The sequence below is a fragment of the Mesorhizobium sp. P160927 genome, from assembly GCF_057766385.1.
On the sequence record NZ_JBYMDW010000001.1, the window covers coordinates 4,144,672 to 4,169,859 of the forward strand.

At 62.1% G+C, this 25,188-nt stretch carries 30 protein-coding genes; 8 read left to right on the forward strand and 22 right to left on the reverse strand.

Features of this window, described 5'->3' with window-relative positions:
• Positions 1-41 precede the first annotated feature (41 nt).
• Both AC3CB8_RS20255 and AC3CB8_RS20260 read right to left on the reverse strand, forming a co-directional pair.
• On the reverse strand, positions 42-1,151 hold the full coding sequence (locus AC3CB8_RS20255) for an aldo/keto reductase (protein WP_352565372.1): 1,110 nt from the start codon (positions 1,149-1,151) through the stop codon (positions 42-44).
• A gap of 35 nt (positions 1,152-1,186) precedes the next feature.
• Positions 1,187-1,714, reverse strand: coding sequence for a nuclear transport factor 2 family protein (locus AC3CB8_RS20260; RefSeq protein WP_352565370.1), 528 nt, complete (start codon positions 1,712-1,714; stop codon positions 1,187-1,189).
• Between the two features lie 116 nt (positions 1,715-1,830).
• On the opposite strand from AC3CB8_RS20260, the gene AC3CB8_RS20265 reads away from it, so the two are divergent.
• Positions 1,831-2,775: a LysR family transcriptional regulator gene (locus AC3CB8_RS20265; RefSeq protein WP_352565368.1), complete on the forward strand. Its 945-nt coding sequence runs from the start codon at positions 1,831-1,833 to the stop codon at positions 2,773-2,775.
• Between the two features lie 4 nt (positions 2,776-2,779).
• Here the strand turns inward: AC3CB8_RS20265 and tsf are convergent, their stop codons facing one another.
• The 5 genes from tsf to AC3CB8_RS20290 form a co-directional block, all read right to left on the reverse strand.
• Positions 2,780-3,700, reverse strand: coding sequence for a translation elongation factor Ts (tsf, locus tag AC3CB8_RS20270; RefSeq protein WP_023784029.1), 921 nt, complete (start codon positions 3,698-3,700; stop codon positions 2,780-2,782).
• Between the two features lie 108 nt (positions 3,701-3,808).
• Positions 3,809-4,591, reverse strand: coding sequence for a 30S ribosomal protein S2 (gene rpsB / locus AC3CB8_RS20275; protein ID WP_015317778.1), 783 nt, complete (start codon positions 4,589-4,591; stop codon positions 3,809-3,811).
• A 177-nt stretch (positions 4,592-4,768) separates the two neighbouring features.
• The gene (locus tag AC3CB8_RS20280) at positions 4,769-5,380 is read right to left on the reverse strand and encodes a LysE family translocator (protein ID WP_352549420.1); all 612 of its coding nucleotides are present in this window, start codon (positions 5,378-5,380) and stop codon (positions 4,769-4,771) included.
• A complete protein-coding gene (locus tag AC3CB8_RS20285) occupies positions 5,377-5,655 on the reverse strand; it encodes a DUF4031 domain-containing protein (RefSeq protein ID WP_023773822.1) in 279 nt (92 codons plus the stop codon). The genes AC3CB8_RS20280 and AC3CB8_RS20285 overlap by 4 nt, the downstream gene beginning before the upstream one ends.
• Before the next feature lie 50 nt (positions 5,656-5,705).
• Complete coding sequence (locus AC3CB8_RS20290) at positions 5,706-6,536, reverse strand: cell envelope integrity EipB family protein (protein ID WP_023773823.1); 831 nt, start codon at positions 6,534-6,536, stop codon at positions 5,706-5,708.
• Positions 6,537-6,674: 138 nt separating this feature from the next.
• Between AC3CB8_RS20290 and AC3CB8_RS20295 the strand changes: the two genes are divergently transcribed.
• From AC3CB8_RS20295 to AC3CB8_RS20310, 4 genes are all read left to right on the forward strand, one after another.
• Entirely contained in the window at positions 6,675-7,139 is a 465-nt protein-coding gene (locus AC3CB8_RS20295; protein WP_352565366.1) for a RidA family protein, read from the forward strand.
• A gap of 14 nt (positions 7,140-7,153) precedes the next feature.
• The gene (locus AC3CB8_RS20300; protein WP_352565364.1) at positions 7,154-7,882 is read left to right on the forward strand and encodes a glycerophosphodiester phosphodiesterase; all 729 of its coding nucleotides are present in this window, start codon (positions 7,154-7,156) and stop codon (positions 7,880-7,882) included.
• Positions 7,883-7,937: 55 nt separating this feature from the next.
• Entirely contained in the window at positions 7,938-9,158 is a 1,221-nt protein-coding gene (locus AC3CB8_RS20305) for a GNAT family N-acetyltransferase (RefSeq protein ID WP_023773826.1), read from the forward strand.
• A 78-nt stretch (positions 9,159-9,236) separates the two neighbouring features.
• Positions 9,237-9,668: an HIT family protein gene (locus AC3CB8_RS20310; protein WP_352549415.1), complete on the forward strand. Its 432-nt coding sequence runs from the start codon at positions 9,237-9,239 to the stop codon at positions 9,666-9,668.
• A gap of 32 nt (positions 9,669-9,700) precedes the next feature.
• On the opposite strand, the gene AC3CB8_RS20315 is transcribed toward AC3CB8_RS20310, so the two are convergent.
• The 4 genes from AC3CB8_RS20315 to AC3CB8_RS20330 form a co-directional block, all read right to left on the reverse strand.
• Entirely contained in the window at positions 9,701-10,321 is a 621-nt protein-coding gene (locus AC3CB8_RS20315) for a chloramphenicol phosphotransferase CPT family protein (protein ID WP_352565362.1), read from the reverse strand.
• A 68-nt stretch (positions 10,322-10,389) separates the two neighbouring features.
• A complete protein-coding gene (gene clpA / locus AC3CB8_RS20320) occupies positions 10,390-12,858 on the reverse strand; it encodes an ATP-dependent Clp protease ATP-binding subunit ClpA (RefSeq protein ID WP_023773829.1) in 2,469 nt (822 codons plus the stop codon).
• Between the two features lie 6 nt (positions 12,859-12,864).
• On the reverse strand, positions 12,865-13,194 hold the full coding sequence (gene clpS / locus AC3CB8_RS20325; protein WP_010909565.1) for an ATP-dependent Clp protease adapter ClpS: 330 nt from the start codon (positions 13,192-13,194) through the stop codon (positions 12,865-12,867).
• Positions 13,195-13,448: 254 nt separating this feature from the next.
• Positions 13,449-13,778: a phasin family protein gene (locus AC3CB8_RS20330; RefSeq protein WP_015317766.1), complete on the reverse strand. Its 330-nt coding sequence runs from the start codon at positions 13,776-13,778 to the stop codon at positions 13,449-13,451.
• Positions 13,779-14,062: 284 nt separating this feature from the next.
• Between AC3CB8_RS20330 and AC3CB8_RS20335 the strand changes: the two genes are divergently transcribed.
• Positions 14,063-15,484 carry an SPOR domain-containing protein gene (locus AC3CB8_RS20335; protein WP_352565361.1) on the forward strand — a complete coding sequence of 474 codons (1,422 nt, stop codon included), beginning with the start codon at positions 14,063-14,065 and terminating at the stop codon, positions 15,482-15,484.
• 46 nt (positions 15,485-15,530) lie between these two features.
• Here AC3CB8_RS20335 and AC3CB8_RS20340 read toward each other — a convergent pair whose 3' ends face one another.
• The 3 genes from AC3CB8_RS20340 to AC3CB8_RS20350 all read right to left on the reverse strand — a co-directional run bounded on the left by AC3CB8_RS20340 (position 15,531) and on the right by AC3CB8_RS20350 (position 18,384).
• Positions 15,531-16,232, reverse strand: coding sequence for a DnaJ domain-containing protein (locus AC3CB8_RS20340; RefSeq protein WP_352565360.1), 702 nt, complete (start codon positions 16,230-16,232; stop codon positions 15,531-15,533).
• 236 nt (positions 16,233-16,468) lie between these two features.
• Positions 16,469-16,906: a DUF1489 family protein gene (locus tag AC3CB8_RS20345; RefSeq protein WP_023773832.1), complete on the reverse strand. Its 438-nt coding sequence runs from the start codon at positions 16,904-16,906 to the stop codon at positions 16,469-16,471.
• 74 nt (positions 16,907-16,980) lie between these two features.
• Positions 16,981-18,384, reverse strand: a complete 1,404-nt coding sequence (locus AC3CB8_RS20350; protein WP_352565356.1) for an L-serine ammonia-lyase — start codon at positions 18,382-18,384, stop codon at positions 16,981-16,983.
• A gap of 175 nt (positions 18,385-18,559) precedes the next feature.
• On the opposite strand from AC3CB8_RS20350, the gene AC3CB8_RS20355 reads away from it, so the two are divergent.
• On the forward strand, positions 18,560-19,276 hold the full coding sequence (locus AC3CB8_RS20355) for a DUF599 domain-containing protein (RefSeq protein WP_352565354.1): 717 nt from the start codon (positions 18,560-18,562) through the stop codon (positions 19,274-19,276).
• Here AC3CB8_RS20355 and AC3CB8_RS20360 read toward each other — a convergent pair.
• From AC3CB8_RS20360 to AC3CB8_RS20385, 6 genes are all read right to left on the reverse strand, one after another.
• Positions 19,249-20,046: a YdcF family protein gene (locus AC3CB8_RS20360; RefSeq protein WP_352565352.1), complete on the reverse strand. Its 798-nt coding sequence runs from the start codon at positions 20,044-20,046 to the stop codon at positions 19,249-19,251. The genes AC3CB8_RS20355 and AC3CB8_RS20360 overlap by 28 nt on opposite strands.
• Positions 20,047-20,125: 79 nt before the next feature.
• Complete coding sequence (locus AC3CB8_RS20365) at positions 20,126-21,691, reverse strand: amidase (protein WP_352565350.1); 1,566 nt, start codon at positions 21,689-21,691, stop codon at positions 20,126-20,128.
• Positions 21,691-22,146 (reverse strand): GNAT family N-acetyltransferase, encoded by a 456-nt coding sequence (locus tag AC3CB8_RS20370; protein ID WP_023773836.1) that lies wholly within the window; start codon positions 22,144-22,146, stop codon positions 21,691-21,693. Before AC3CB8_RS20370 ends, AC3CB8_RS20365 begins: the two co-directional genes overlap by 1 nt.
• A gap of 7 nt (positions 22,147-22,153) precedes the next feature.
• Positions 22,154-22,441 carry an Asp-tRNA(Asn)/Glu-tRNA(Gln) amidotransferase subunit GatC gene (gene gatC / locus AC3CB8_RS20375; protein ID WP_015317757.1) on the reverse strand — a complete coding sequence of 96 codons (288 nt, stop codon included), beginning with the start codon at positions 22,439-22,441 and terminating at the stop codon, positions 22,154-22,156.
• Between the two features lie 87 nt (positions 22,442-22,528).
• Positions 22,529-22,945 (reverse strand): hypothetical protein, encoded by a 417-nt coding sequence (locus tag AC3CB8_RS20380; protein ID WP_023795205.1) that lies wholly within the window; start codon positions 22,943-22,945, stop codon positions 22,529-22,531.
• A gap of 24 nt (positions 22,946-22,969) precedes the next feature.
• Positions 22,970-23,677 carry a metal-dependent hydrolase gene (locus AC3CB8_RS20385; RefSeq protein WP_352565347.1) on the reverse strand — a complete coding sequence of 236 codons (708 nt, stop codon included), beginning with the start codon at positions 23,675-23,677 and terminating at the stop codon, positions 22,970-22,972.
• 124 nt (positions 23,678-23,801) lie between these two features.
• Here AC3CB8_RS20385 and ruvX point away from each other — a divergent pair, with 124 nt between their 5' ends.
• A complete protein-coding gene (ruvX, locus tag AC3CB8_RS20390) occupies positions 23,802-24,302 on the forward strand; it encodes a Holliday junction resolvase RuvX (protein WP_352565345.1) in 501 nt (166 codons plus the stop codon).
• On the opposite strand, the gene AC3CB8_RS20395 is transcribed toward ruvX, so the two are convergent.
• A complete protein-coding gene (locus AC3CB8_RS20395) occupies positions 24,226-24,561 on the reverse strand; it encodes a DUF6105 family protein (protein ID WP_352565343.1) in 336 nt (111 codons plus the stop codon). The two genes, ruvX and AC3CB8_RS20395, sit on opposite strands and share 77 nt — an antisense overlap.
• Positions 24,561-25,109 carry a hypothetical protein gene (locus AC3CB8_RS20400; protein ID WP_023773840.1) on the reverse strand — a complete coding sequence of 183 codons (549 nt, stop codon included), beginning with the start codon at positions 25,107-25,109 and terminating at the stop codon, positions 24,561-24,563. The genes AC3CB8_RS20395 and AC3CB8_RS20400 overlap by 1 nt, the downstream gene beginning before the upstream one ends.
• Positions 25,110-25,188 lie beyond the last annotated feature (79 nt).

The window sequence follows — 25,188 nt, forward strand, 5'->3', positions numbered from 1 at the left end:
TGTCACGCCGCGCCCTTGTGCAAAATTCCAGGCTTTCTGGATCAGTTGCTGCTGATGGCAACCGCCTCGCCTTCGACCACGACCTGCAATGCGTAGCCTGACGGCTTGTCGCCGGTCACGACACCGCCCGCGACACGGACCTGGATCTCGGGACCGAAATAAGAATGCGGGAACGGCGCCGGCGTGCCGCTCACCTTGTCCAGGCGCTGGCGAAGCGCGGGCGGTATGGAGAAATCGAGCGCCGCAAGATTATCCTGCAACTGCGAAAGCCGCGTTGCTCCGAGAATGACGGTGGCTACTCCTGGCTGAGTCGCCACCCAGTTCAGCGCGACCTGAGCCATGCCGCGGCCAAGTTCGGCGGCGACTTTTTCCAGCTCCGCCACGACAGCCCAGTTGTGCTCGCTGAATTTCTGGAAACCTGGATGGGTGGTGTTGCGGAAGCCGTCGAGCCGGCCGGCATTGCCTGCCCGCACCGGGCGGTATTTGCCACTTAGCAGTCCGCTTGCCAGCGGGCTCCAGACCATGATGCCGGCGCCATGGCGTGTCCCGAACGGCACGAATTCATGCTCGATGGCACGCTCCGCCAGGGAGTATTCAAGCTGCAACGCCGAGATCGGCTCATAGCCGCGCAGTTCCGCGATCGCCTGCGCCCGCCCGGCATACCAGGCCGGCACATCGGACAGGCCGATGTGACGTATTTTGCCTACCCGAACCAGATCGTCGAGCGTACGCAGCACTTCTTCGGCCGGCGTCAGCCGGTCCCAGATATGCATGAGATAGAGATCGATATAGTCGGTGCCCAGCCGCTTCAGCGATGCGTCGACGGCACGCATGATGTTCTTGCGGCCATTGCCGCCGGCGTTCGGATTGCCGGCGTTCGAGTTCATGGTAAATTTGGTGGCGATCACCGCCTTGTCGCGCAAGCCCCGCTCGGCCACGAATTCACCGAGCCAAGTCTCGGCCGTGCCGCCGGTGTAAAGGTCGGCGGTGTCGAAGAAATTGCCCCCGGCCTCGACATAGGCGTCGAACATCGCGCGCGCCGTATCCCGGTCCGCGCCCCAGCCCCATTCCGTCCCGAAAGTCATCGTGCCCAGTGCCAGCCGGCTGACGCGCAGGCCGCTGTTGCCGAGTGTGTAGTAGCTCATCGTCATTGTCTTTTCCGATCTTGGTCCGGTTGATGCGGGCGTCATTGGCCAGGCGTCGCCTTGACCCAGGGATTGCCGCGCTCATGCGTCATGCGGAAGGTGAAGCCATCGACCTTCCAGCCAGCCGCGGAGCGCGTGAGGTGATGCTCATACGTGCCCCAGACCTCCCAGAGCGGGTCGCCATTGCCCTCCATCCGGTTCCAGGCATAGCCGTTCGACACAACGGTCGCCGTGTCCGCTTCAAGGACGACCAGGTGATTGGTGCGCAGATGCAGGCTGGTCTTGCTGCCTTTGAGATTGCCGGCCCACGCGCCGATCAGATCGTCGGAGGCGATGTTGGCCGCGGGCTGCCCGGACAGGCTGCTGAAGTCGGCGGTTACCCGTTCCGCGAAATAGCTGCGCGCACGTTTCCAGTCCTGCGCGTCGACGGCGCGGTCGATGGCATCGACGATGCGGATGACGGCGTGGTCATCGGCAAGCGCCTGCCAGCCCACCGGTTCGGCCCCGCCAGCGTCGAGCGGCGCCAAGGCAAGGTCAGCGGCGAAGGTAACGTGTTTCAAGGCATTCATGTCTCTTCTCCTCGATGCCATCAGCCAATCGCCGATGTGTTGGAGACAATGTGGACCTCTGCCTGGGCGTCGATAAGATTGCATTGTCCGCAAAGACCATGCGATATGGTTCATGAATGGATCGGGATCTGCTCAGCCATCTGCCCGTCATCATCGCGGTCGCCCGGCGCGGCGGTTTTGCCCTTGCCGCGGCCGAACTGGGCATGAGCCCTTCGGCGGTCAGCCATGCAGTGCGCCTCGTCGAGGAGCGGATCGGCCAGCCGCTGTTTGCGCGCACGACGCGCAGCGTTTCGCTTACCGAGGCCGGCAAGGCGCTGGTGGAAACGGCGGCCCCTGCCCTCCAGGATATCGCCGAGCGGATGGATCGTATCCGCAGCGTCAAGGGCAAGCCGTCCGGGCTGCTCAGGATCAACGCCTCCAACATCGCAATCCCGTTGGCGGTGACGCCGGTCGTGGCGGCAATGGCCGAGCGCTATCCCGACATCACGGTCGAGATTTTTGCCGATCAAGGTTTGGTCGACATCGTCGGCGAAGGTTTCGACGCGGGCATCCGGCTCGGCGAGATGATCGCTCAGGACATGGTGGCCATCCGACTGACGCAGCCCTTCAAAGCCGTTATCGTCGCCTCGCCCGCCTATATCGGGCGACATGGCCGTCCGCGCAGCGTGGCCGATCTCGCGAACCACAATTGTATCGGATACCGTCTCGTTCGCTCCGGTGCCCTTTACCGCTGGGATTTGACCTGGGATGGCAAGGACGTGGTCATGGAAACCAGCGGTACGGCCGTCGTGACGGACTCGCTTGCGGCAATCGATCTGGCTCTCGCCGGAGTGGGCCTTGCCTATATGTTCGAGCCGCTGGCGCGCGCGGATCTCGCTGCCGGCCGCCTGGTGCAGGTTCTGCCGCAATCGGCGATCGAGGAACCCGGCCTTTTCCTCTACTTTCCGCGTCGCGCGGCGATGGCGCCCAAACTCAGGGCCTTTATCGACACCGCGAACGAAATCGGCCGGGCATCCTCGCGGACGTCCGGCCGAAAAAACACAGGGGAAATGGGTCGGTAAGAAGTTACTTCTTGACCGCAGCGGCGACTTCCGCGGCGAAATCCGTCTCTTCCTTCTCGATGCCCTCGCCAAGGGCGAAGCGCAGATAGGCTGTGATCTTGGCCGGCGCGCCGATTTCCTTCTCGGCATCCTTAAGCGCCTGCTCGACGGTGATGTCGGGATTGAGCACGAAGGCCTGCTTCAGGAGTACGACTTCCTCGTAGAACTTGCGCAGGCGACCTTCGACCATCTTTTCGATGATGGCTTCCGGCTTGCCGGACTGGCGCGCCTGGTCGGAGAAGATAGCCTTCTCGCGCTCGACCGCGGCCGGATCGATCTGCTCGGCGGTCAGCGCCATCGGGTTGGTGGCGGCGACATGCATGGCGACTTGGCGGCCAAAGGCATTGGCGGCATGCTCGTTGCCCGTGGTCTCGATCGCGACCAGCACACCGAGCTTGCCGAGCCCATCGGCAACAGCGTTGTGCACATAGGTCGCAACCGCGCCATGCGGAACGGTGAGCTTGGCCGAGCGGCGGAAGCCCATGTTCTCGCCGATGGTGCCGACCGCGTCCTTGATGGTGTCGGTAACCGACTTGTCGGAGCCCGGATATTTGGCGGCGGCGACCGTTTCGGTCGTGCCATAGGCAAGCGCCACCTTGGCGACGTTGGCGACGATTTCCTGGAAGGCGGCATTGCGGGCGACGAAGTCGGTCTCGGAATTCACCTCGACGACGGCAGCTTCACGCACACCGTTGTCGACGCCGATCAGACCTTCGGCAGCAGTGCGGCCGGCCTTCTTGTCGGCCTTGGAGATACCCTTCTTGCGCAGCCAGTCGACGGCCTCTTCCAAGTTGCCGTTCGTTTCGTTCAACGCCGCCTTGCAGTCCATCATGCCCGCGCCGGTCAAGTCGCGGAGTTCTTTGACCTGTGCAGCCGAAATGCTCATTGTCGCCTCTTTGTTTAAATGCACCGACGCACCATCGGTATTCGATGGTGCGTCTGTTTAGCGTGCCAAAATATGAGAAAGATGAAGGCCGCAACCGGCCCTCGATTATCAAGCCTCGGGGGCTTCCGACGCCGGAGCCGGATCGAGCGCCGGTTCGACCGGAGCTTCGACCGAAGCGCCGATATCCATGCCGAGCGCGCCCTGCTGACGGGCGATGCCGTCGATGGCGGCCTTGGCGATCAGATCGCAATAAAGCTGGATGGCGCGGGCCGCGTCGTCATTGCCGGGGATCGGGAAATCGATCTTGTCCGGATCGCAGTTCGAATCGATAATGGCGACGACCGGGATGCCCAGGCGCTTGGCCTCAAGGATGGCAATCGCCTCCTTGTTGGTGTCGATCACGAACATCAGGTCGGGTGTCGAGCCCATGTCCTTGATACCGCCGAGCGCCTTGTCGAGCTTCTCGCGCTCGCGATCGAGGTTCAGGCGTTCCTTCTTGGTCAACCCTTGCGCTTCGCCGGCCAGCATCTCGTCGAGCTTGCGCAGGCGCTGGATCGAGTTCGAGATCGTCTTCCAGTTGGTCAGCATGCCGCCGAGCCAACGCGAGTTGACGTAATATTGGGCCGAACGCTGTGCCGCATCGGCAACGATGTCCGACGCCTGGCGCTTGGTGCCGACGAACAGCACGCGGCCGCCCTTGGCAACGGTGTCGGAAACCTGCTTCAGCGCCTGGTGCAGCAAAGGCACCGTCTGCGAGAGGTCGATGATGTGGATGTTGTTGCGGGCGCCGTAGATGTAGGACGCCATCTTCGGGTTCCAGCGGTGAGTCTGGTGGCCGAAGTGAATGCCAGCTTCCAAAAGCTGGCGCATGCTGAAATCAGGCAGTGCCATTCTAAGTTCCTTTCCGGTTAGCCTCCACGGACACAGGCATTTTTGGACCGAGGTCCTCGAACGCCACCGGAGGTCTCAGCCGGATTTCTCCCGGGCAGACACCAAAGTCCGTGTGTGGAATGAGCGCGCATATAGAGGGGAAGTCCGACAAACGCAAGCGGGGCGGCGCTTTAACGCCTAGCGTGCGGCAATCAGCGCTCCGGTGCCGATCATGGCGCTGCCGGCGAACCTGTTCATCAGCCGCATGCGCCTGGGTGTCCTGAACCAGCCCGAAGCCCGGCCCGCGAGCGCGGCATAGACCCCCATTGTCACGATATTGACGCTGATGACGGTCGCCACAACCAGCAGGCCATCGAAAAAGGTCATCGTGTCGAGGTCGAGAATCAGCGGCATGATCGAGGCATGGAACAGGATCGCCTTCGGGTTTCCGAGCGCTATGGACGCGCCGAGCAGGAAGGATCGTGACAATTTCGCCTGCCCCGTCCGCGGCTCATTCGATTGCGCGGCCGAGGCCCGCCACATCCTGACGCCGAGAAAGATCAGATAGGCGGCGCCGGCATATTTCAACAGGAGGAAGATCCATTCGAAGGTCTGAGCCAGGGCCACTAGCCCCAGCAGCGCCAGAGTGACGAGCACGGCATCGCCGGCGGCGACCCCAAGGCCGGCCATGAAGGCCCTCGGGAACCCACGCGACACGCCGTTGGTGATGACCGCGAACATTGCCGGCCCTGGCGTGGCGGCGGCGAGCGTCACGGCGGCGCAATATGCCAGGAATGCCGTTAGTGTCATCGCTTCGCCTTTCCGTTGGGCACCCGCACGCGCCGGAAGATGGCGACGATCTGCTCGCGGCTGCACTCGATGGCGCCGAGCCGCACCGCACGGTCGCGCTCGAAGCCGGTTATGTCATAGTGCGGAGCGGATGTCTTGGGCGGGCCCTGGTAGGACGAGCGCTTGATGCCGAGTTCGGCCGCAAAGCGATGCAACTCGTCGGTGTCGTCGGCCAGGAGATGGCACCAGAGATGGCCGGCCCATTTCCAGATCGCCGCATCGACATAGACCGCCATCAAGTGATTGCCATCAGGCCTGCCACGGCTAGCTCAATTGCCCGCCTCTGCTATTTCGATACTGGGCAAGGCTTTGTCTGGTCGAACAGCGACAGGTTGACCAGCTTGCCGGTCATCGAGAAGTCGCCATAATCCATGACGAGATCACGGGTGATGCCGTTCTCGTGCAGCTTGAAGCTGATCCGGTATTCCGGCACTTCCTCGCCGTTCTGGGCGCTGTCGTCGAAATAGGCGATGTCGACCGGCCAATATTTGTCGGTGGCAAGCTTCGCCAATGCCGGCGCTTCCGGATCCGCCTTGTCGGCCTCGCTCTTCTTGCCGACGACAACCGTGGTCGTCATCACCTTGTTGGCGTCCTCGGACCCGTCGAACAGGTTCGTCTGATAGAAGTTTTCGCCTTTTTCGGCCTTTCCGATCAGTTCGACCAGGTGCTGGGTCGGAAACTGGGTGGAAGCGAGTTCGAGGCTGTTCTTCTCCGGCTTATCGATGTCGACTTTGAGGCCCTTCGCGTCTTTCGTGGCCATACCCTTGACTTCCTTGTCGAGGTTCTGGTCGACAAAGGATTTGGTCACGAACGAAAAGGTCTTGCCTTCGGCATCCTCGAAAGTCGTCGTCTGCTGGTCGGTCAGCTTCGTGTTGTCATTGGTGGCGATTTGGGTGACGAAACGGAATTTCACCGTATAGCCTTCGCAGGCCGAGCCGTTGAACTCATAGACCATGCGGCCGGTGATGCCGGTGATGCCGGACCGATCATCCGCCTTCTTGAGCGTGAGATCATAGACGGCTCGATGCGCCTGCAGCGCCGGTGCGGCGACAGCGGAGAATGTTGGCAAAAGCGCCGACAACAGAACGGCGTGGAATGCAAGGCGCGTCGCGCGCATGAGGTACTCCGATCGTCGCGGCTGATGGCAGGCCGCAGGGAAGGATGGTCCAGCTTAAAAAAAGTCGTGGCGGAAGCGAGGCAAAAATAGCAATTTCGGCCCGGCCAGCGCGGCGCCTTCCAGCAATAGGGAAAAGCAATGAGTGAAACAATCGAAAAGCGGCTAAGTGATCTCGGCGTGAGGCTTCCTGTTGCCGCCGCGCCCGCCGCCAACTACGTGCCCTATTGCAGGACCGGCAACCTGCTGTTCACTGCTGGTCAGTTGCCGCTCAAGGACGGCAAGCTGCAGGCAAGCGGCCTGCTCGGCCGCGACGTCAACACGGCAAGCGGCAAGGACGCGGCGAAATACTGCGCCATCAACATCCTGGCGCAAGCCAAGGCAGCACTTGGCGACCTCGAGAAGATCCGTCGTCTGGTGAAGATCACCGTCTTCGTGGCCTCTGCCCCCGACTTCGTCGAGCAGCATCTGGTCGCCAACGGCGCCTCCGATTTCCTGGTTGCCGCGCTCGGCGAAAGCGGCAAGCACGCGCGCTCCGCCGTCGGCACCGCCTCCCTGCCGCTCAATGCCGCGGTGGAAATCGAAGCGATCTTCGAAGTCGAATGAGTGTAGGTGCTGACATGAACGACCTCTCCTGGCTGACGGCCCGGCCGGTTGCCCATCGCGGCTTTCACGACATGAACAAGACGCGCTGGGAAAACACGCTTTCCGCCTTCGCCGCCGCGGCCGAACGCGGCTACGCGATCGAATGCGACGTGCATCTGTCGTCGGATGGCGTTCCCATCGTCATCCATGATGACGATTTGCAACGGCTGACCGGGCAGGACGGTTTCGTCTGGCAACGCAGCGCGGCCGAACTTGCCGCGCTCAAGGTTGGCGGCACGGCGGACCACGTGCCGACGTTGCAGGAAGCCCTCGACCTCGTCGATGGTCGCGTGCCCATGGTCGTCGAACTGAAAGGAACTCCCGGTCGCGACGAAGGCCTGGTGGCGCGCGTCGGCAAGATGCTCAAGCACTACAAGGGCAAGGCGGCGATCATGTCGTTCGATCACTGGCTGATCCGCGATTTCCCCAAACACGCGCCCGGCATTCCGGCTGGGTTGACCGCCTATGGCAAGGACGCCAAGCTGATCGAAGCACATTTCTCCATGCTGGCGCACGAACTCGCCTTTACCTCCTATGCCGCCGGCGATCTGCCGAACCCGTTTGTCAGCTTCGTGCGCGAAAGGCTGAAAATGCCTGTCATCACCTGGACGGTGCATGATCAGCCCGCGATCGACCTGACCTTTAGATATGCCGACCAGATGACATTCGAAGGGTTCGAACCCGACCTGGTCGAAGTCGCCTGAGCAGGGTGCCCGAAACGTGACTTGTAGCGGCCCGAATGGAGCTTAAATAAGCCTCATGGATCAGGGTGACGACGGCGACGGACAAATGGCGAATGCGGACTATTCGATCCGCATCGCCGCCGGCATCGGAGCCTTTACCTGCGACGAATGGAACGGCTTTGCCGGAACCACGCGTGCCGATACAGGGGCGGAGTACAACCCGCTCGTTTCATACGCTTTTTTGAGCGCTCTGGAGGATTCCGGCTGTGCCGTGCGTCGCACCGGCTGGCAAGGTCATCACTTGCGGCTGGAGACCGCGCAAGGCAGGCTCCTCGGCGCCGTTCCCTGTTATCTCAAGTCGCACAGTCAGGGCGAATACGTGTTCGATCACGGCTGGTCGGATGCCTTCGAGCGCGCCGGCGGCCGTTACTATCCAAAACTGCAAAGTGCCGTGCCGTTCACGCCCGTCACCGGCCCTCGCCTGCTGGTCGGCAAAGGCGAGGATCAGGACGCGGTGAAGGCTGGGCTTGCCGCCGGTCTCAAAATGGTGACCGACAAGCTCGGCGTGTCCTCTGCGCATGTCACCTTCGCGCAGGAGAGCGACGTCGCGACGTTGGAAGCCGCGGGCTTCCTGCATCGCACCGACCAGCAATTCCATTTTTTCAACGAAGGCTTTTCGACCTACGACGACTTCCTCGCCACGCTTGCCTCACGCAAACGCAAGGCGATGAAGAAGGAACGACGCGAGGCGCTGGCCGATGGCATCTCGATCGACTGGCTGACGGGAAAGGACCTGACCGAAAAGGCCTGGGACGACTTCTTCGCTTTCTATATGGACACCGGCAACCGCAAATGGGGCCGCCCCTACCTGAACCGCCAGTTTTTCTCGCTGATCGGCGAACGCATGGCGGACGACATCCTGCTGGTGATGGCCAGGCGCAACGGGCGCTACATTGCCGGCGCCATCAACTTCATCGGCTCCGACGCCCTCTACGGCCGCAACTGGGGCTGCATCGAGGATCACCCTTACCTGCATTTCGAGGTTTGCTATCATCAGGCCATCGACTTCGCCATCGAACGCAAGCTGAAGGTGGTCGAGGCAGGCGCGCAGGGCGAGCACAAGCTGGCGCGCGGCTACCGGCCGGTGACGATGCATTCCGCCCACTATATTTCCCATCCTGGCCTGCGCAACGCGGTCGCCGACTATCTCAGGCGCGAGCGGCGCGAAGTGGAGCGGATGGGCGAATATCTGGAAGAACATACCCCGTTCCGCAAGGATATTGGCGACCTCGGTTGATCGCGGCGCAGCTTCGCCTTGCTGCTCGCAGGCGGCTTCGCTACACCGGACGGCAAGGCACATTTCGGAGCGTTCGCCATGACTGAGGCCGCCTACGATACCGGCAACATCTTCGCAAAGATCCTGCGCGGAGAGATCCCCTCGCATCGCGTTTACGAGGACGAAGCCGTCGTGGCTTTCATGGATGTGATGCCGCAAGGGCCCGGCCATACGCTGGTGGTGCCGAAAGCGCCGTCGCGCAACCTGCTCGACGCCGCCCCATCGACATTCGGTCCGCTTTTTTCAACCGTCCAGAAAGTGGCACGCGCCGTCAGGAAAGCTCTCAACGCCGACGGCGTCACCGTCATGCAGTTCAACGAGCCGGCATCCGGGCAGACCGTCTATCACCTGCATGTCCATGTCATCCCGCGTTTCAACGGCATCCCGCTGAAGCCGCACACGGGCACAATGGAAAAACCTGAAGTGCTGGCGCAGCACGCCGAAAAAATACGCGCCGCGCTGGGAAGCTGATCCCCCGCGGTCTTCCCAGCACTCAAGACATTTCATTTGGCCGCTTGCGTGAGCCGTTCGATCGCACTCGGCCGCGGGCGTTGCATCAGTCCGACCCGGATTACTTCCGCGCACTGCGTGGGGCTCAGCAGCGACGTGTCGACCTCCAGATCGTATATGCCTGGCCGATGGACCTCGTCTTGCCACAGGCGCACGGGCAAAGGAGCGGGTTCCCCTGGGGTGCCGGTGACATAACCCTTCCCCGCCGCGCTGGCCGCACGCCTTTGGAGAATGACTTCGATGGGACAGCGAACCCCGACAAACAGCACCGGCAGTCCAGCAAGACGACGCGTGCAATCCACGAGGCAGCCGAGCGGCTTCGAATAGGCGTCGTGATGGCCGACATCCGCAACCACATTCAGCCCCATCCGGCTATGCGCCGCGATCGACTCATAGAGGGCGGCGTAGAAGCGTGGCACGAAAACTTCGAGATCGGGCCGCTCGCCGCCAGGGCGCAGCCCTATTCCGGGACGATAGCGCGGCGGTGTGATCTGCTCATAGCTGTCGACGCCCAGATTCATCCACGGGCCATCAAAGCTTTCCCCGATGGCCCTCGCGATATTCGACTTTCCTGAACGCGGCGCGCCATTGAGAATGATGATTTGACCGGTCACGCGCCACCTCATCGCCCAAATGAAAAAAGCCCCGTTCCCAGGGCTCTCTTCCAGTTTTTTATCAGGCCTCAGCCTTTTCTGGGCAGTTGAGGCACAAGGCTACGCTTGCCGCCGTCCTTGCCCTTGGGCTCCGGCTTCTGCGCCACGGCCTTCTTTGCCGCGGGCTTCTTGGCCACCGCCTTGGGCGGCTTCGGCGCGTCTTCCGGCTCTTCCTTCTTCGGCTTCACCGGCGCCTCGTCGGCGAGCGATTCGAGCTTCAGGCCGGTCTCGCCGGTTTCCTTCTTCTCGACGGTGACGCGCACCGTGCCGCCCTTCTTCAGCTTGCCGAACAGCACCTCGTCGGCCAGCGGCTTCTTGATGTGCTCCTGGATGACGCGGCCAAGCGGACGCGCGCCCATGCGTTCGTCATAACCCTTGTCGGCAAGCCAGGCGATGGCGTCCGGCGACAGGTCGAAGGTAACGCCACGCTCGGAGAGCTGGGCTTCCAGCTGCATGACGAACTTCTGCACCACCTGATGGATCACCGGCACCGGCAGCGATCCGAACGGGATGATCGCATCGAGACGGTTGCGGAATTCCGGCGTGAACAGCCGGTTGATCGCCTCGACATCGTCGCCTTCGCGCTTGGTCGAACCGAAACCGATCGCCGCGCGCTGCGCATCGGATGCGCCCGCATTGGTCGTCATGATCAGGATGACATTGCGGAAGTCGATCTGCTTGCCATTGTGGTCGGTCAGCTTGCCGTGGTCCATCACCTGCAACAGGATGTTGAACAGGTCCGGATGCGCCTTCTCGACCTCGTCCAGCAGCAGCACGCAGTGCGGATGCTGGTCGACGCCGTCGGTCAAAAGGCCGCCCTGGTCGAAACCGACATACCCGGGAGGCGCGCCGATCAGCCGCGAGACGGTGTGGCGTTCCATATATTCCGACATGTCGAAGCGGATCAGTTCGACCCCGAGCGAGGCGGCCAACTGCTTGGCGACCTCCGTCTTCCCGACGCCGGTCGGGCCCGAGAACAGGTACGAGCCGATCGGCTTTTCCGGTTCGCGCAGGCCGGCCCGTGCAAGCTTGATCGCCGAAGTCAGGGCCGTAATGGCGGTGTCCTGCCCGTAGACGACGCGCTTGAGCTCAATATCCAGGCCCTGCAGCACCTTCTCGTCATCGGCCGAAACCGTCTTCGGCGGAATACGCGCCATGGTGGCGATCGTCGCTTCGATCTCCTTGATGCCGATCGTCTTCTTGCGCTTGGCTTCCGGCACCAGCATCTGCGAGGCGCCGGTCTCGTCGATCACGTCGATCGCCTTGTCCGGCAGCTTGCGGTCGTTGATGTAGCGCGCCGACAGTTCCACAGAGGCCTTGATCGCCTCGTTGGTGAACTTCACCTTGTGGAATTCCTCATAATAGGGCTTCAGGCCCTTCATGATCTCGATAGCATCCTCGATGGTCGGCTCGTTGACGTCGATCTTCTGGAAGCGCCGCACCAAGGCACGGTCCTTCTCGAAGAACTGGCGGAACTCCTTGTAGGTGGTCGAACCGATGCAGCGGATCGCACCGGAAGACAGCGCCGGCTTCAACAGGTTCGACGCATCCATGGCGCCGCCCGAAGTGGCGCCGGCGCCGATCACCGTATGGATCTCGTCGATGAACAGCACGGCACCCGGATAATCCTCGAGTTCCTTGACGACCTGCTTCAGCCGTTCCTCGAAATCGCCACGATAGCGCGTACCGGCCAACAGCGTGCCCATGTCGAGCGCGAAGATGGTGGCATTGTGCAGCACTTCCGGCACGTCGCCCTCTACGATGCGCTTGGCCAGCCCTTCGGCGATCGCCGTCTTGCCGACGCCGGGGTCACCGACATACAGCGGGTTATTCTTGGAACGGCGGCACAGCACCTGGATGGTGCGGTTGATCTCGCCTTCACGGCCGATCAGCGGATCGATCTTGCCGGCCTTGGCCTTGTTGTTGAGGTTGACGCAATAAGCGGTCAGCGCGTCCTGCTGCTGCTTCTTCTTGCCGCCCTCCTCCTGTGGCTCGGCGCCGTTCGGGCCGCCCTGCTCGTCATCGGCGCCGCGCGGGCTGCGGCTCTCCGACGCGCCCGGACGCTTGGCAATGCCGTGCGAGATGTAGTTGACCGCGTCGTAGCGGGTCATTTGCTGTTCTTGCAGGAAATAAGCGGCATGGCTTTCGCGCTCGGCGAAGATCGCCACGAGCACGTTGGCCCCCGACACTTCCTCGCGACCCGATGACTGCACATGGATCACCGCGCGCTGGATGACGCGCTGGAAGCCGGCGGTCGGCTTGGAATCCTCGTCGTAGCCGGTAACCAGATTGTCCAGCTCTGTATCGATATAGGTGAGAACGGTGTGCTTCAGCTCGTCGAGATCGACGTTGCAGGCGCGCATGACGGCGGCCGCCTCGGTGTCGTCGATGAGCGCGAGCAGCAAATGTTCAAGGGTTGCATATTCATGGTGCCGCTCATTGGCGAGCGTCAGCGCCTGGTGAAGCGCCTTTTCCAGGCCTTGGGAGAAAGCCGGCATGTTACCTCACTTCTTCTCCATCACGCATTGCAGCGGATGCTGATTCTGTCGGGCGAAATCCATGACCTGAGACACTTTGGTCTCGGCCACCTCGAATGTATAGACCCCGCACTCGCCCACTCCATGATTGTGAACATGAAGCATGATGCGTGTGGCGGCTTCGCGGTCCTTCTGGAAAAAACGCTCCAGCACATGAACCACGAACTCCATCGGAGTGTAGTCGTCGTTGAGGATGAGGACCCGGTAAAGGCTGGGCTTCTTGGTTTTGGTTTTGGTGCGCGTGATGACGGCCGTCCCGCGGCCGGCCTCATTGCCGTCGCCGCCGCCGTTTTGCATCCGCGCCACTTGTCTCGTGGCAGTCAAACCGATCGTCACGTAATCCTGCCTCTTTCGAATCCCCATGCGAGTTCAACATGTAGGTGTTCGATGGACGATTTTAAGCCCTTCTGGTTAGCTGACAATATGGCTAGGTGACCAACCTGGCGGTTTTTCGCAATCGAGAAGCGCTGGCATGAAAAAACCCGGCCGCGTTTCCACGGCCGGGTTTGTCCTGCGCCCAAAGAGCCGGATCTTTAATTCTCGGGCGAAAATTACTTTGCCTTGGCAACGATCGATTCGAACGGCTTGTAGGCCTCCTTGGCGAGTTCGGCATAGAGGTCGCCGATCTTGGTAGCCTCGGCGACGAACGCCTCGTAGGACTGCTTGGCATAGTCGGATTGAATCTCGATCGCCTTGTCCAGCGACTTGGCCGAGAACAGCTTCTCGCACGCGACGCTGCCGGCTTCGAAGCTCTTCTTGGTGTATTCGCCGGCCTCGGTGGCGATCGCCTGCGCGCCCTTTGACAAGGAGGCGAAGCTCTTCAATCCGGTGTCGGCGAACTCCTTGCCGTATTTGCTGAAGTCCTCATAGGTCTGGGTCATTTCGTACTCTCCCTGGACGGTTGACGCGCCCTGCCCCGAGCGCCGTTGTGCAATGCATAATATATATTGTGCAGCGCACAAAAGTCAAGAAGTCGGGGGCTCGCGACCCTCCAGGCAGCGGCAATGGCTAAAATTCGAATAAAGGAAGGCTCAAACTCCCGGAAAATGGTGAACGCGGCGGTTACCATAAACGGATTGGTAACGCTGCCCCGCTAGCTTGGCCGGAAGTGAGGCAGGATCCCTTTGCCGCCTCCAGCGCAACGAGAAATTCAAAGGAACTACCAGTGCGTCAGGCGTTGTCGGGCATCGTTTCCAAATCCGCGTTCCCTCTTAAGACGATTATGATCTTCGCCATGGCGATGACATTCGTCGTCGCGGACGTCGCCTCGTCGCTCGCGGCGAAATCCGCGGCCATCGTCGTCGATGCCAAAACCGGCAAGGTGCTTTACTCGGCTAATGCCGATGGCCGGCGCTATCCCGCTTCGCTGACCAAGATGATGACGCTCTATCTGACCTTCGAAGCGATGGCGAAGGGCAAGATCAGCAGAAACTCGCCAGTCGTGTTTTCGGCCCATGCGTCAGCCGAGGCGCCGACCAAGCTCGGCGTGAAGCCGGGCGGATCGGTGGCGGTCGAGACCGCGATCCTGTCGATAGTGACGAAGTCGGCCAACGACTCGGCGACAGCGCTCGGCGAGATGCTCGGCGGCAACGAAACCAACTTCGCCCGCATGATGACGGCCAAGGCGCGGCAGCTCGGCATGAACGGCACGGTCTTCCGCAACGCCAACGGCCTGCCGGATCCGGGACAGTTCACCACGGCGCGCGACATGGCCACGCTCGGCATTGCGCTCAGGGAACATTTTCCCCAGTACTACGGCTATTTCGCGCAGCGATCCTTTCTCTACGGTCGCCAGCGCATCAATGGCCATAACCGTCTGCTCGGACGCATCAAGGGCGTCGACGGCATCAAGACCGGCTATACCCGCGCCTCCGGCTTCAATCTCGTCTCGTCCGTCAATGACGGCAACCGCCGCCTGGTCGCCGTTGTCATGGGCGGCACGTCGGGCGGCAGCCGCGACAACCAGATGGCAGGCCTGATCAACACCTATTTGCCGAGGGCCTCGACCCGCGGTGGCGGCGACCTCGTCGCCAAGGCGGACAGCAATGCGATCAGCGCACTTGCAAAGGTTCTCCTCCCCAAGCATGACGCGCCGACCCCGGACGAAAAGCCGGTGGCCGTGGCGGAAGCCGATACGGCCGTCGCCGACGACGCGACCGTTGCCCAGGGCGACAGTGAGGACGAGGATACAGCCGAGGCGGAGGCACCCAAGCTGGTTGTCCCGGCAAAGAAGGTAAAGACGGTCATCGTCTCCGCTCCCAAGGTCGCCACCGCCCAGGTCGTGGCCGCCTATGCCGAGCCCACCCCGGTTGTTGATCCGGTCAACACCGCGTCGGTTCCGCCAGGCTGGGCCATCCAGGTTGCCTCCTCGCCGAAGCAGTCCGAAGCCCAGGCTTTCCTCGACAAGACCATCAAGCAGGCTCCCAAGGTGCTGGCCGACGCTTCCGGCTTCACCGTCGCTTTCGACAAGGACGGCGCCACCTACTACCGCGCTCGCTTCGGCGGCTTTGGGTCCAAGGATGCCGCCTGGAAGGCCTGCACCGCTTTGAAGAAGAAGAAAATCGAGTGCTACGCCGTCCAGCAATAGGACTGTGTGGAAGATATCTCCCGGAAAATTTTTGCGTCGAAGGAGACTAGTTGTGATTGGAGAGCAAGACGTCCTTGGCTTCGTTAATCCGCGCCGCCAGGAAAGACGTGCCGCCGACATCGGGGTGCAGGCGCTGCATCAGGCGGCGGTGCGCCTTGCGGACATCCGCCGCGGCGGCCCCCGCTTCAAGACCAAGGACCTTGTAGGCCTCCTCCTTAGTCATGGCGCCCGGACTTGGCGCAATACCCAGCCCTTCGCCACCGTTCGTCTCAGCGTATTTGCGCCAGACGGGAAACCTGCCGTCAAGATACGTCTCTAGCAACTGCGAACTCTCCGGATCGCCGGAGAGTTCGCGGTAGAGATGCTGCAATTGCGCAAGGGTCATCGAGCCAAGCATCTTGCCATCGTGGCGGCCGGCCAGAACCAACCCTTCTAGGCCGCCAGTATTGTGATCGAGTTCCATCTCAAGTGCCGCCGTCCGCACGGTTGAGCGTTTTGCAGCAACCGGCCTGGCCCTTGGCCGGCCGGTATGCATGGCGCCGTACCAGGCGATTGCCACGAACAGGATGATGCCGCCGATGCCTTGGCGCCCGACCAGGAGCACGGTGCCGCCGACCAGCGCCAGCAGGATCGGTCCCAATTTTCTCATTCCGCTTGCGAGTTGAGCCGGATCCGCGCGGAGAAAGGCGGTCGCTACCCCCAGCAGCGCCAGCAACAACGCGACCACAATGATAATTGCGCCTAACATTTTGCACCGCCCCGCAGGGATCCTGTCCGCTCGGACAGCCGCGTGATGTCCTTCAACACTTTTCCTGCGCCAGAATCATGGCCTTTAACCGGGCCGGCAGCGGCCTGTGTCGACAGTTCCTCATCGCGCATGGATTTCAAGATGTGGCGTTGTCGCGTCGCTTGCAAGTCCAGGGCGGAGCAAGATTGAGGGCCAGAAAACGCGGGCGCGGCAGCAGGCATTCCTTCGCTCAAGCCCTAGAGCAGGCCGAGGTCGGCCAGCTCGCGCCTGAGTTTCGGCGGCATCTCGACCAATCCCGCCTTGCCCTTGCCGAGGTCGGCCGGGGCGTCCGCCGGCTTCAGGTAACGCCAGCCCTGGAAGGCGCGGCGCGGCTGCCAGTCAGTGCGCACCACCTCGGGATCGAGCATCAAATGGCAGCGGCCGATGCCGTCGTCATCGGTGAACGGCCGGATTTCCGTGATTAACTGGCGGCACTGCACGCTGCCCTTGATCACCCAGTAGAGCGAACCGCCGTCGGTCACCTCGTCGCCACGTGTCGGCATCATGCGGGTGGTGTGCCAGTGTTCGGCTGGTTCGCCGGCACGGCGGCGCTCGTCAAGACGGAAGGCGATCCACTCTTCGAGATCCTCGACACTGTCGCAACCGACGCAAAGCTTTAGGAGATTGAGACCCATCGCCCAAGGTTAGCCCGGAGCGCCGACACGTCAACGGCCTGACGGACTTCTCCACAGTGCCAGCTTGGCCAGCCTCAACATTCAACGACATTGACGGCCAGGCCGCCAAGGCTGGTTTCCTTGTACTTCTCGTTCATGTCGAGGCCGGTTTGGCGCATCGTCTCGATCGCCGCATCGAGCGGCACGAAATGCACGCCGTCGCCTTTGATGGCCAGTGACGCGGCCGTCACTGCCTTGACGGCACCCAATGCGTTGCGCTCGATGCAAGGCACCTGCACGAGCCCGCCCACCGGATCGCAGGTCATGCCCAGATGATGTTCCAGCGCGATTTCGGCAGCATTCTCGACCTGCTCGGGCGTGCCGCCCATGACCGCGCACAGGCCGGCCGCAGCCATCGCCGAGGCGGAACCGACCTCGCCTTGGCAGCCGACCTCGGCGCCCGATATCGACGCATTGGACTTGATGATGCCGCCGACCGCCGCTGCCGTCAGCAGGAAGTCGCGAATGCTCGGCTGGTCGGCCTCGGGATGGAAATGCAGCCAGTAACGCAGCACCGCCGGCAGCGTGCCGGCGGCACCATTGGTCGGCGCGGTGACGACACGCCCGCCGGCCGCATTCTCCTCGTTGACCGCCATCGCATAGATCGACAGCCAGTCATTGGCGAGTAGCGGGTTCGGCCGGTTCTGTTGCCACTGCTCCTGCAGCTTGTCATGGAGCTGCCTGGCGCGGCGGCGCACCTTCAGGCCGCCCGGCATGATGCCGTCCTGCGACAGGCCGCGGTCGATGCAGCCCTTCATGGCGTCCCATATCGCGTCGAGGCCGGTGTCGAGCTCATCGCGCGACATCTGCGTCTCCTCGTTGACGCGCTTCATTTCGGCAATGGAAAGGCCGCTCTTGGCCGCCATCTTCAGCATCTCGACCGCGTTCTTGAAGGGATACGGCACTTTCTTGCCCTCGGTTGTGACCGAGCCCTTCGACTTCATCCGTTGCAGCTCTTCTTCCGAAACCACGAAGCCGCCGCCGATCGAATAGTAGATGCGCTTGAGCAGCAACCGGCCGCCGGCGTCGTAAGCGTGGAACGCCATGCCGTTGGCATGACCGGTGAGCGGCGTCTTGCGGTCCAGCACCAGATCGGTGGCCGGATCGAAATGGTAGGGAGGGTGACCGGGCGGTGAAACCAGCTTGTCGGCGGTGATGCGGCTGACAATGTCGTCGGCTCGGTCGGGGTCCACCGTTTGTGGCGTCTGGCCGGCAAGGCCTAGAATGACGGCACGGTCGCTGCCATGGCCGATGCCGGTATAGGCGAGCGAGCCATGCAGGCTGGCGCCGATGCGGTAGACGTTGACGCCGGCGGGACGCGGCCAGTCGTCGCCCGCGACCTCTTCGAGGAAGCGGCGCGCGGCCGTCATCGGCCCCATCGTGTGCGAGCTCGAGGGGCCGATGCCGATCTTGAACAGGTCGAAAACCGAAAGGAACACGCTGTCTCCTGGGTCACGTCGAGGATTACATATAGGAATTCCAGCGATGTTTCCGCTCTTTTGACAGTCGCGGCGCAGCACCTGCCGACCTTGTTTGCTCCGGCAGCGACATCGAGTGCAACACGCCGTGCAAGGTCATCGAAGCAACCGGGCCGAATATGGTAAATTCGGCGCCATGGGCGATTCCTATCTTTCGACGGCCGATCTCGCGGCGCTGGGCTTTTTCCTCCTCGCATGGGTGCTGCACACGCTCGCCTCGGACGGCCACCTGGTCAGCCGCGTGTCGCTGACCACCGCCATGAATGCGCAACGCGAGGCCTGGATGCGCACCATGGCCGAGCGCGAGATCCGCATCGTCGACACCGCCATCATGAGCGGCCTGCAGCAGGGAACCGCCTTTTTCGCCTCCAGTTCGCTGATCGCGCTCGGCGGCTGCTTCGCCCTGCTTGGCGCGTCGGACCGGGTGCTTGAGGTGCTGAGCACCCTGCCCTTGGGCGGCGCGCCGTCGCGCTCGGCCTTTCAGATCAAAGTGCTGGGACTGGTGTTGATTCTGGCCTTTTCCTTCTTCAAATTCGGCTGGGCCTACAGGCTGTTCAACTACTGTTCGATCCTGATCGGCGCCGTGCCGATCCCGCATGGCGAAGCCTCGCGCAATCCCCTCACGCAAACGGCCGTGTGGCGCGCGACGCAAATGAACATGCTGGCCGGCAAGCATTTCAACTCGGGCCTGCGCGGTGTGTTCTTCTCGATCGGCTATCTCGGCTGGTTCGTCGATCCCCTGGTGTTCGTGCTGTCGACGCTTCTGCTGCTGGCCGTCCTGGTACGGCGCCAGTTCTTCTCCGCGCCGCGGCGCGCTGTGATCGGTCAGCCGCCGGGCGTCGGAAACGGCTGATCGATGCGCCCGGAAAGCCAATAGGCGAAAAGCCCGATCCATTCGCGAACCGCGATGGTCGTGTTCTGCAGCGAATCGGCCGCATTGTCGCGAAACAAGCCGACGCCTTCCCGACCCGAGGTGCGATAGTCGACCGGCCATTGGACAGTTGGAAAACCTGCCTTGTCGAACAGGGCCTTGGCGCGCGGCATGTGAAAGGCTGATGTCACCAAAAGCCATGTCTCGCCCGGTTTGGGCTTGACCAGTTCGCGGCTGAAGACCGCGTTCTCGTATGTGTTGCGGGATTTATCTTCGAGGAGCAGCCGGTCGGCCGGGACACCCAGCGCCTCGAGGAGGCGCGGCGCGGTGTCGGCATCACCTTCGCCGTCGAAGAACAGTGAGCCGTTTCCACCGGAGACCACCACTTTTGCCTGCGGGAAACGCCGGGCGAGGATCGCTGTCTCGACCATGCGATCGCCGCTGCTGTTCAATTCATAGCCCCGGCGCGCGAGGTTGATAGCGCCCTCGAAGCCGCCGCCGAGCACGACGATGCCGTCTACCTTCTTCGGCAGCGGCGGCCTGGGAAAGCGTTCCTCCAGCGGATTGAGCATCATCGCTCCAAGTGACGTCCAGGCCGGCAGCGCAAGGATCAGAAACGCCAGCACGCCGCCGCTGACGGCAAGTCGCCGGCGGCCGACCATCCCGGCGAGCAGCCCTGCCGAAAGCAGGAAGATCGTCAGGTTGAGCGGCTGGATGACGAACCAGAATATCTTGGAAAGATAATAGAACATCGCTCACTCATTAAAGTCCGCAAGGCTGTCCAAAAATCGATCGTGATTTTAAGGATCATGCGTCAGGCGAGCGATATCCCTACCACCACTTCTCCGGCTGGAACGTGCCGGCCGCCTGCTCGATGACGGCGGCGGTCTGGAAGAGCGTCTCTTCCTCGAACGGCCTGCCGATCAGCTGCAGGCCGAGCGGCAGCCCCTTGGGGTCGAGGCCGGCGGGGACGGCGATACCGGGCAGGCCGGCCATGTTCACGGTGACCGTGAAAATGTCGTTGAGATACATCTTGACCGGATCGGCGGCCATGTCCTCGTCGGCAATGCCGAAGGCGGCCGACGGGGTCGCCGGGGTCAGGATGACATCGACCCCGGCGGCGAAGACATTTTCGAAGTCGCGCTTGATCAGATTGCGCACCTTCTGAGCCTGCAGGTAGTAGGCGTCATAGTAGCCGGCCGACAGCACATAGGTGCCGATCATGATGCGGCGCTTGACCTCGCGGCCGAAGCCGGCGGCGCGGGTTCTCTCGTACATCTCAACGATGTCCTTGCCCGGCACGCGCAAGCCGTAGCGGACGCCGTCATAGCGGGCGAGGTTGGAAGAAGCTTCCGCGGGCGCCACGATGTAATAGGCCGGCAGCGCGTATTTGGTGTGCGGCAGGGAGATGTCGACGATTTCGGCGCCGGCATCCTTGAGCCAGGAAATGCCCTTCTGCCACAACGCCTCGATCTCTTCCGGCATGCCGTCGACACGGTATTCCTTGGGAATGCCGACTTTCATGCCCTTGATCGGCTTGCCGATCGCCGCCTCGTAGTCCGGCACCGGCCGGTCGACGGACGTGGTGTCCTTGGGATCGACCGAGGCCATGGATTTCAGAAGAATGGCGGCGTCGCGCACGTCGCGGGCGATCGGTCCGGCCTGATCGAGCGATGAGGCGAAGGCGACGATGCCCCAGCGCGAGCAGCGGCCATAGGTCGGCTTGATGCCGACGGTACCGGTAAACGCGGCTGGCTGGCGGATCGAACCGCCGGTGTCGGTGGCGGTTGCGCCCGCACACAGAAAGGCCGACACCGCGGTCGCCGAACCACCGGAAGAACCACCTGGCACCAGCTGCGCATTGTCGAGGCTACGCTGGGTTTTCGTGCCACCTGCCGAGACGAAGCCGCCATCACCCTGATGCGTCGTCGGCATCACCACCGTATCGAGGCGCGAACGCCGCCACGGGTTGATGACCGGGCCGTAGTAGGAGGTCTCGTTGGACGAGCCCATGGCGAATTCGTCCATGTTGAGCTTGCCCAGCATGACCGCGCCGTCGGCCCACAGATTGGACGTGACCGTTGATTCATAGCGCGGCTTGAAGCCGTCGAGCACGTGGCTGCAGGCCTGGGTATGGACGCCCTCGGTACCGAACAGGTCCTTGATTCCCAGCGGAATGCCTTCCAGCGCACCGCCCACGCCCTTGAGCAGCCGGGCGTCCGACGCCTTGGCCATGTCGCGCGCCTTGTCGCCGGTCACCGCCACATAGGCATTCAGCGCCGGATTGGCGCGATCGATCGCCAAGAGATAGGCTTCGGTCATCTCGGTCGCGGTGATTTCCTTGGCGCGCAGCTTGGCGCGGGCCTGCGAAATCGTCAGTCGGGTCAGGTCGCTCATCAAAGGCTCTTTTCGTAAAACACCGACCACTCGGAATCGGGATAATCCAGCACCGGGCCGCAGCGCGAGAACCCGGCACGTTCATAGACGGTCCAGGCGGCGGGATGGCGATCGCCGGTCTCCAGCACCAGCCGCTTCAACCGTTCATCGCGCGCCAGCGCCTCGACCCGTTCGACGATTCCAGCGCCGATCTTGCGGCCACGATGCGAAGGCCTCGTGTACATGCGCTTGACCTCGCCAATGGCATTGTCATGCCGCTTGAGTGCACCACAACCAATGGCGACGCCGTTGTCGCGAGCGATGAAAACGGTCGTGTCCTTGCCCGCCATCTGCTCGACCGTCAGGTGGTAGCAGTGCTCCGGCGGCGTCAATTCGAGCAAGGTCGCGTTGAGTTCCGCGACCAGGCCGCGCACGTCGTCCTGCAGCGGAGTTTCGATGGCAATCTTGATAGCCATCGGCGCCCTACTCCACGACCTTCGGCACGAGGAAGAAATTCTCGTCGGTCGCCGGTGCGTTGGCGACGATGTCGGCCGCCTTGTTGCCGTCGGTCACGACATCGCCGCGCTTCTTCATTTCCATCGGCGTCACCGACGTCATTGGCTCGACGCCGGAAACATCGACTTCGTTCAACTGCTCGACGAAGCCCAGTATGGCATTCAACTCGCCGGTCATACGCTCGGCATCTTCCTCGCTCACGGCGATGCGGGCGAGATGCGCGACGCGCTTCACTGTCTTGACATCAACGGACATGTATTTGCCTCGGGGAAAACCAGTCCGGGCTATAGCGGCGCGGCGCGCGACGCGCAACATGTGCCGCCCGACAATCGGGCAACAGCCTCATGGCAGGGCGATGCCCTCGCACAGATAGTAGCTGCCGCTGTTGCCGCTCGCCTCGCTTTCATCGTCAATCGGCCGGACCGACACGAGATCGACCTGCGTCGGGTTCATCTGCGTCACCGACAGGACGTCAGGAAAGACATAGCCCGGCTCCTGGCATATCGCCGTCACCGCCCAGCTCGGCGAGCGTGTCGCCTTGCTGACCTGAACGAATTCGCAATTGTATTCGACGCCTTGCAGGCCGTTCTTCGAAAGAACGATGTTGCCGGCATCGATCAGCGTCTGCAGCGTATCCTTCTTGGCCTGGGTACAGAGTTCCTCCGACTGGAGATAGACACCTTCGATGAAGTCATCCGCGGCAAGAGCGGGCGACGCCGCGACAAACATCGATACGCAAAGAGATCGCCCTAATGCCATGGATTTGTTCCGCTTTGGCTGTTTCTAGATGGTAATGGTTTCACCAATCTTCGGCAATGCAAGCTTGACCCCAGATCCTTCCAGCCCGGCGTCGAACTTCTCGGGCGTCGGGTCAATCATTGGAAACGTGCCGAAATGACAAGGGACCACCGTTTCAAACTTGAAGAAGCGGCGGCAGGCAAGGGCCGCCACCGCACCGCCCATGGTGAAGCGGTCGCCGATCGGAACGATGCCAATCTTTGGCTCGTGCAATTCATTGATCAGCGCCATGTCGGAAAAGATGTCGGTATCGCCCATGTGGTAGAGCGTCTCGTCTTCCGGGAAATGCAGAACCAGCCCACCCGGATTGCCGAGATAGACGTTCTTGCCGCCCTCTTCGCCAAAGGAGGACGAATGCAGCGCCTGAACGAAAGTGGAGGTGAAACCGCCGCAATCGACCGTGCCGCCAATGTTGCCGGGATTGATCTTCTTGTCGCTGACGCCCCTGCCGACAAGGTACATGCAGATCTCGAAATTGGCGACCAGTTGCGCGCCGCTCTTGCCGAGCACTTCCAGCGCACCGCTGATGTGGTCACTGTGCCCGTGCGTCAAAAGAACATGCGTGATCCCTTCGGCCGGCCCTTCCCACCCACCCGTCCAGGAGGGATTGCCGATCAGATAGGGATCTATGAGGATTTTCGCGTCACCGGTTTCGATGCGGAAGGCCGAGTGGCCATACCAGGTCAGTTTCATGAATGCATTCCTCGATTTTTCCCGAGCCAAAGGATAGAACGCCGATAGCCTTGAGATCAAAGGGTATAGTGTCCGCCGGGTATCCGAAAGGACGCGTGCCGTCGAAAAACACGAGGGGAAACCGTTGGCCGTCATCACGATTGAGCAATTGCCGGCACGGCTCGCCAACGGCAGGACCTTGGCGGGGCTCGATCTCGGCGACAAGACGATCGGCGTGGCGGTTTCCGATCGGGGGTTCTCCTTCGCTCATCCGCGTCCGGTCATCATCCGGCGGAAATTCTCGCTCGACGCCGCCGTCCTTTTGGCATTGCTGAAGAAGGAGAATGTCGGTGCGGTGGCGATCGGATTGCCGATCAACATGGATGGGTCGGAAGGTCCGCGCGCACAGAAATCGCGCGCCTTCGTGCGCAACATGGCGCAGCTAAGCGACCTGCCCTTCGTGTTCTGGGATGAGCGGCTGTCGACCGTCGCGGCCGAACGGACGCTGATCGAGATGGATTTCTCGCGCGCCAAACGCGCCGGCAAGATCGATTCGGCGGCGGCCGCCTTTATTCTGCAGGGAGTTTTGGACCGGCTTCAGTCGCTCGATGCAGCCGATCGAACGGACCCGTCCAGCGACGCCTGACCCAGCCCAACATCTCGCGACGTCTGCGAAACACCCATATCGCCACGAGCAGCAAGCCATCGAACACGCAGGCTTTTGCCACCATGCCCGGGATGGTTGCGGGGTCGATGCCGAGCATCTGACCGTAGAGCTGGAACACGAAATCGTGCAGCTGCCGGCTGAGCATCACATAGCCGAAATTCATGTCGTTGAGCGACAGGTAGAACCAGCCCCAAAACAGCGCCATCGGAGCGGCCCACAACGCGAAGATGTAGCGCATCAGCGGCCCCCTTTCCCGTTCGGGCCGGTCCGTCCCGATATCATGGAGAGCAGGGAATTATGCGCTGCGGCCTTCGCCATGCTGTGCGCCGTTGCCTGGAAATCCTTCTCATCCAGCGCAGCTACCGAACGCCGTTCGGCGAGCATCGCGACATAGGAGACCAGAAGTGCGGCCAGTTGCACGGCGACCACCATGAAGAGGCCGTTGATGCCTTGGGCGGCACCGCCGATCAGGATCATCGACATCACCCCGGAAGCGGAAATAAAGGCGATGCGAACGACGCTATCGGCGCCGGGGCTGGACGCGTCGTTGATCAGTGTATCGACAAAGGCCCAGAAGAACAGCACCGCCACGACCAGCAACGCGATCGCCAGCGGAGCGACCACGACGATGTTCTCCAGATTGACAAACTGGGCGCTCTCGACGGTCACGCCGAGCACGCCGAGAGCCGCCGTCACACCTCGATTTCCATCGACACAGATCAGCGCGAGCAGAGCAAAAACGATCGCCCAGTGCACGGACAGAAAGGAGGTCAGTACGTGTCGCATCGTGGCTCCTGCTTCGACAGGAATGACAGTGGGCTTTGCGGTTCGCCGCCGCAACGGAAACCATTTGTTAAGGTTAACG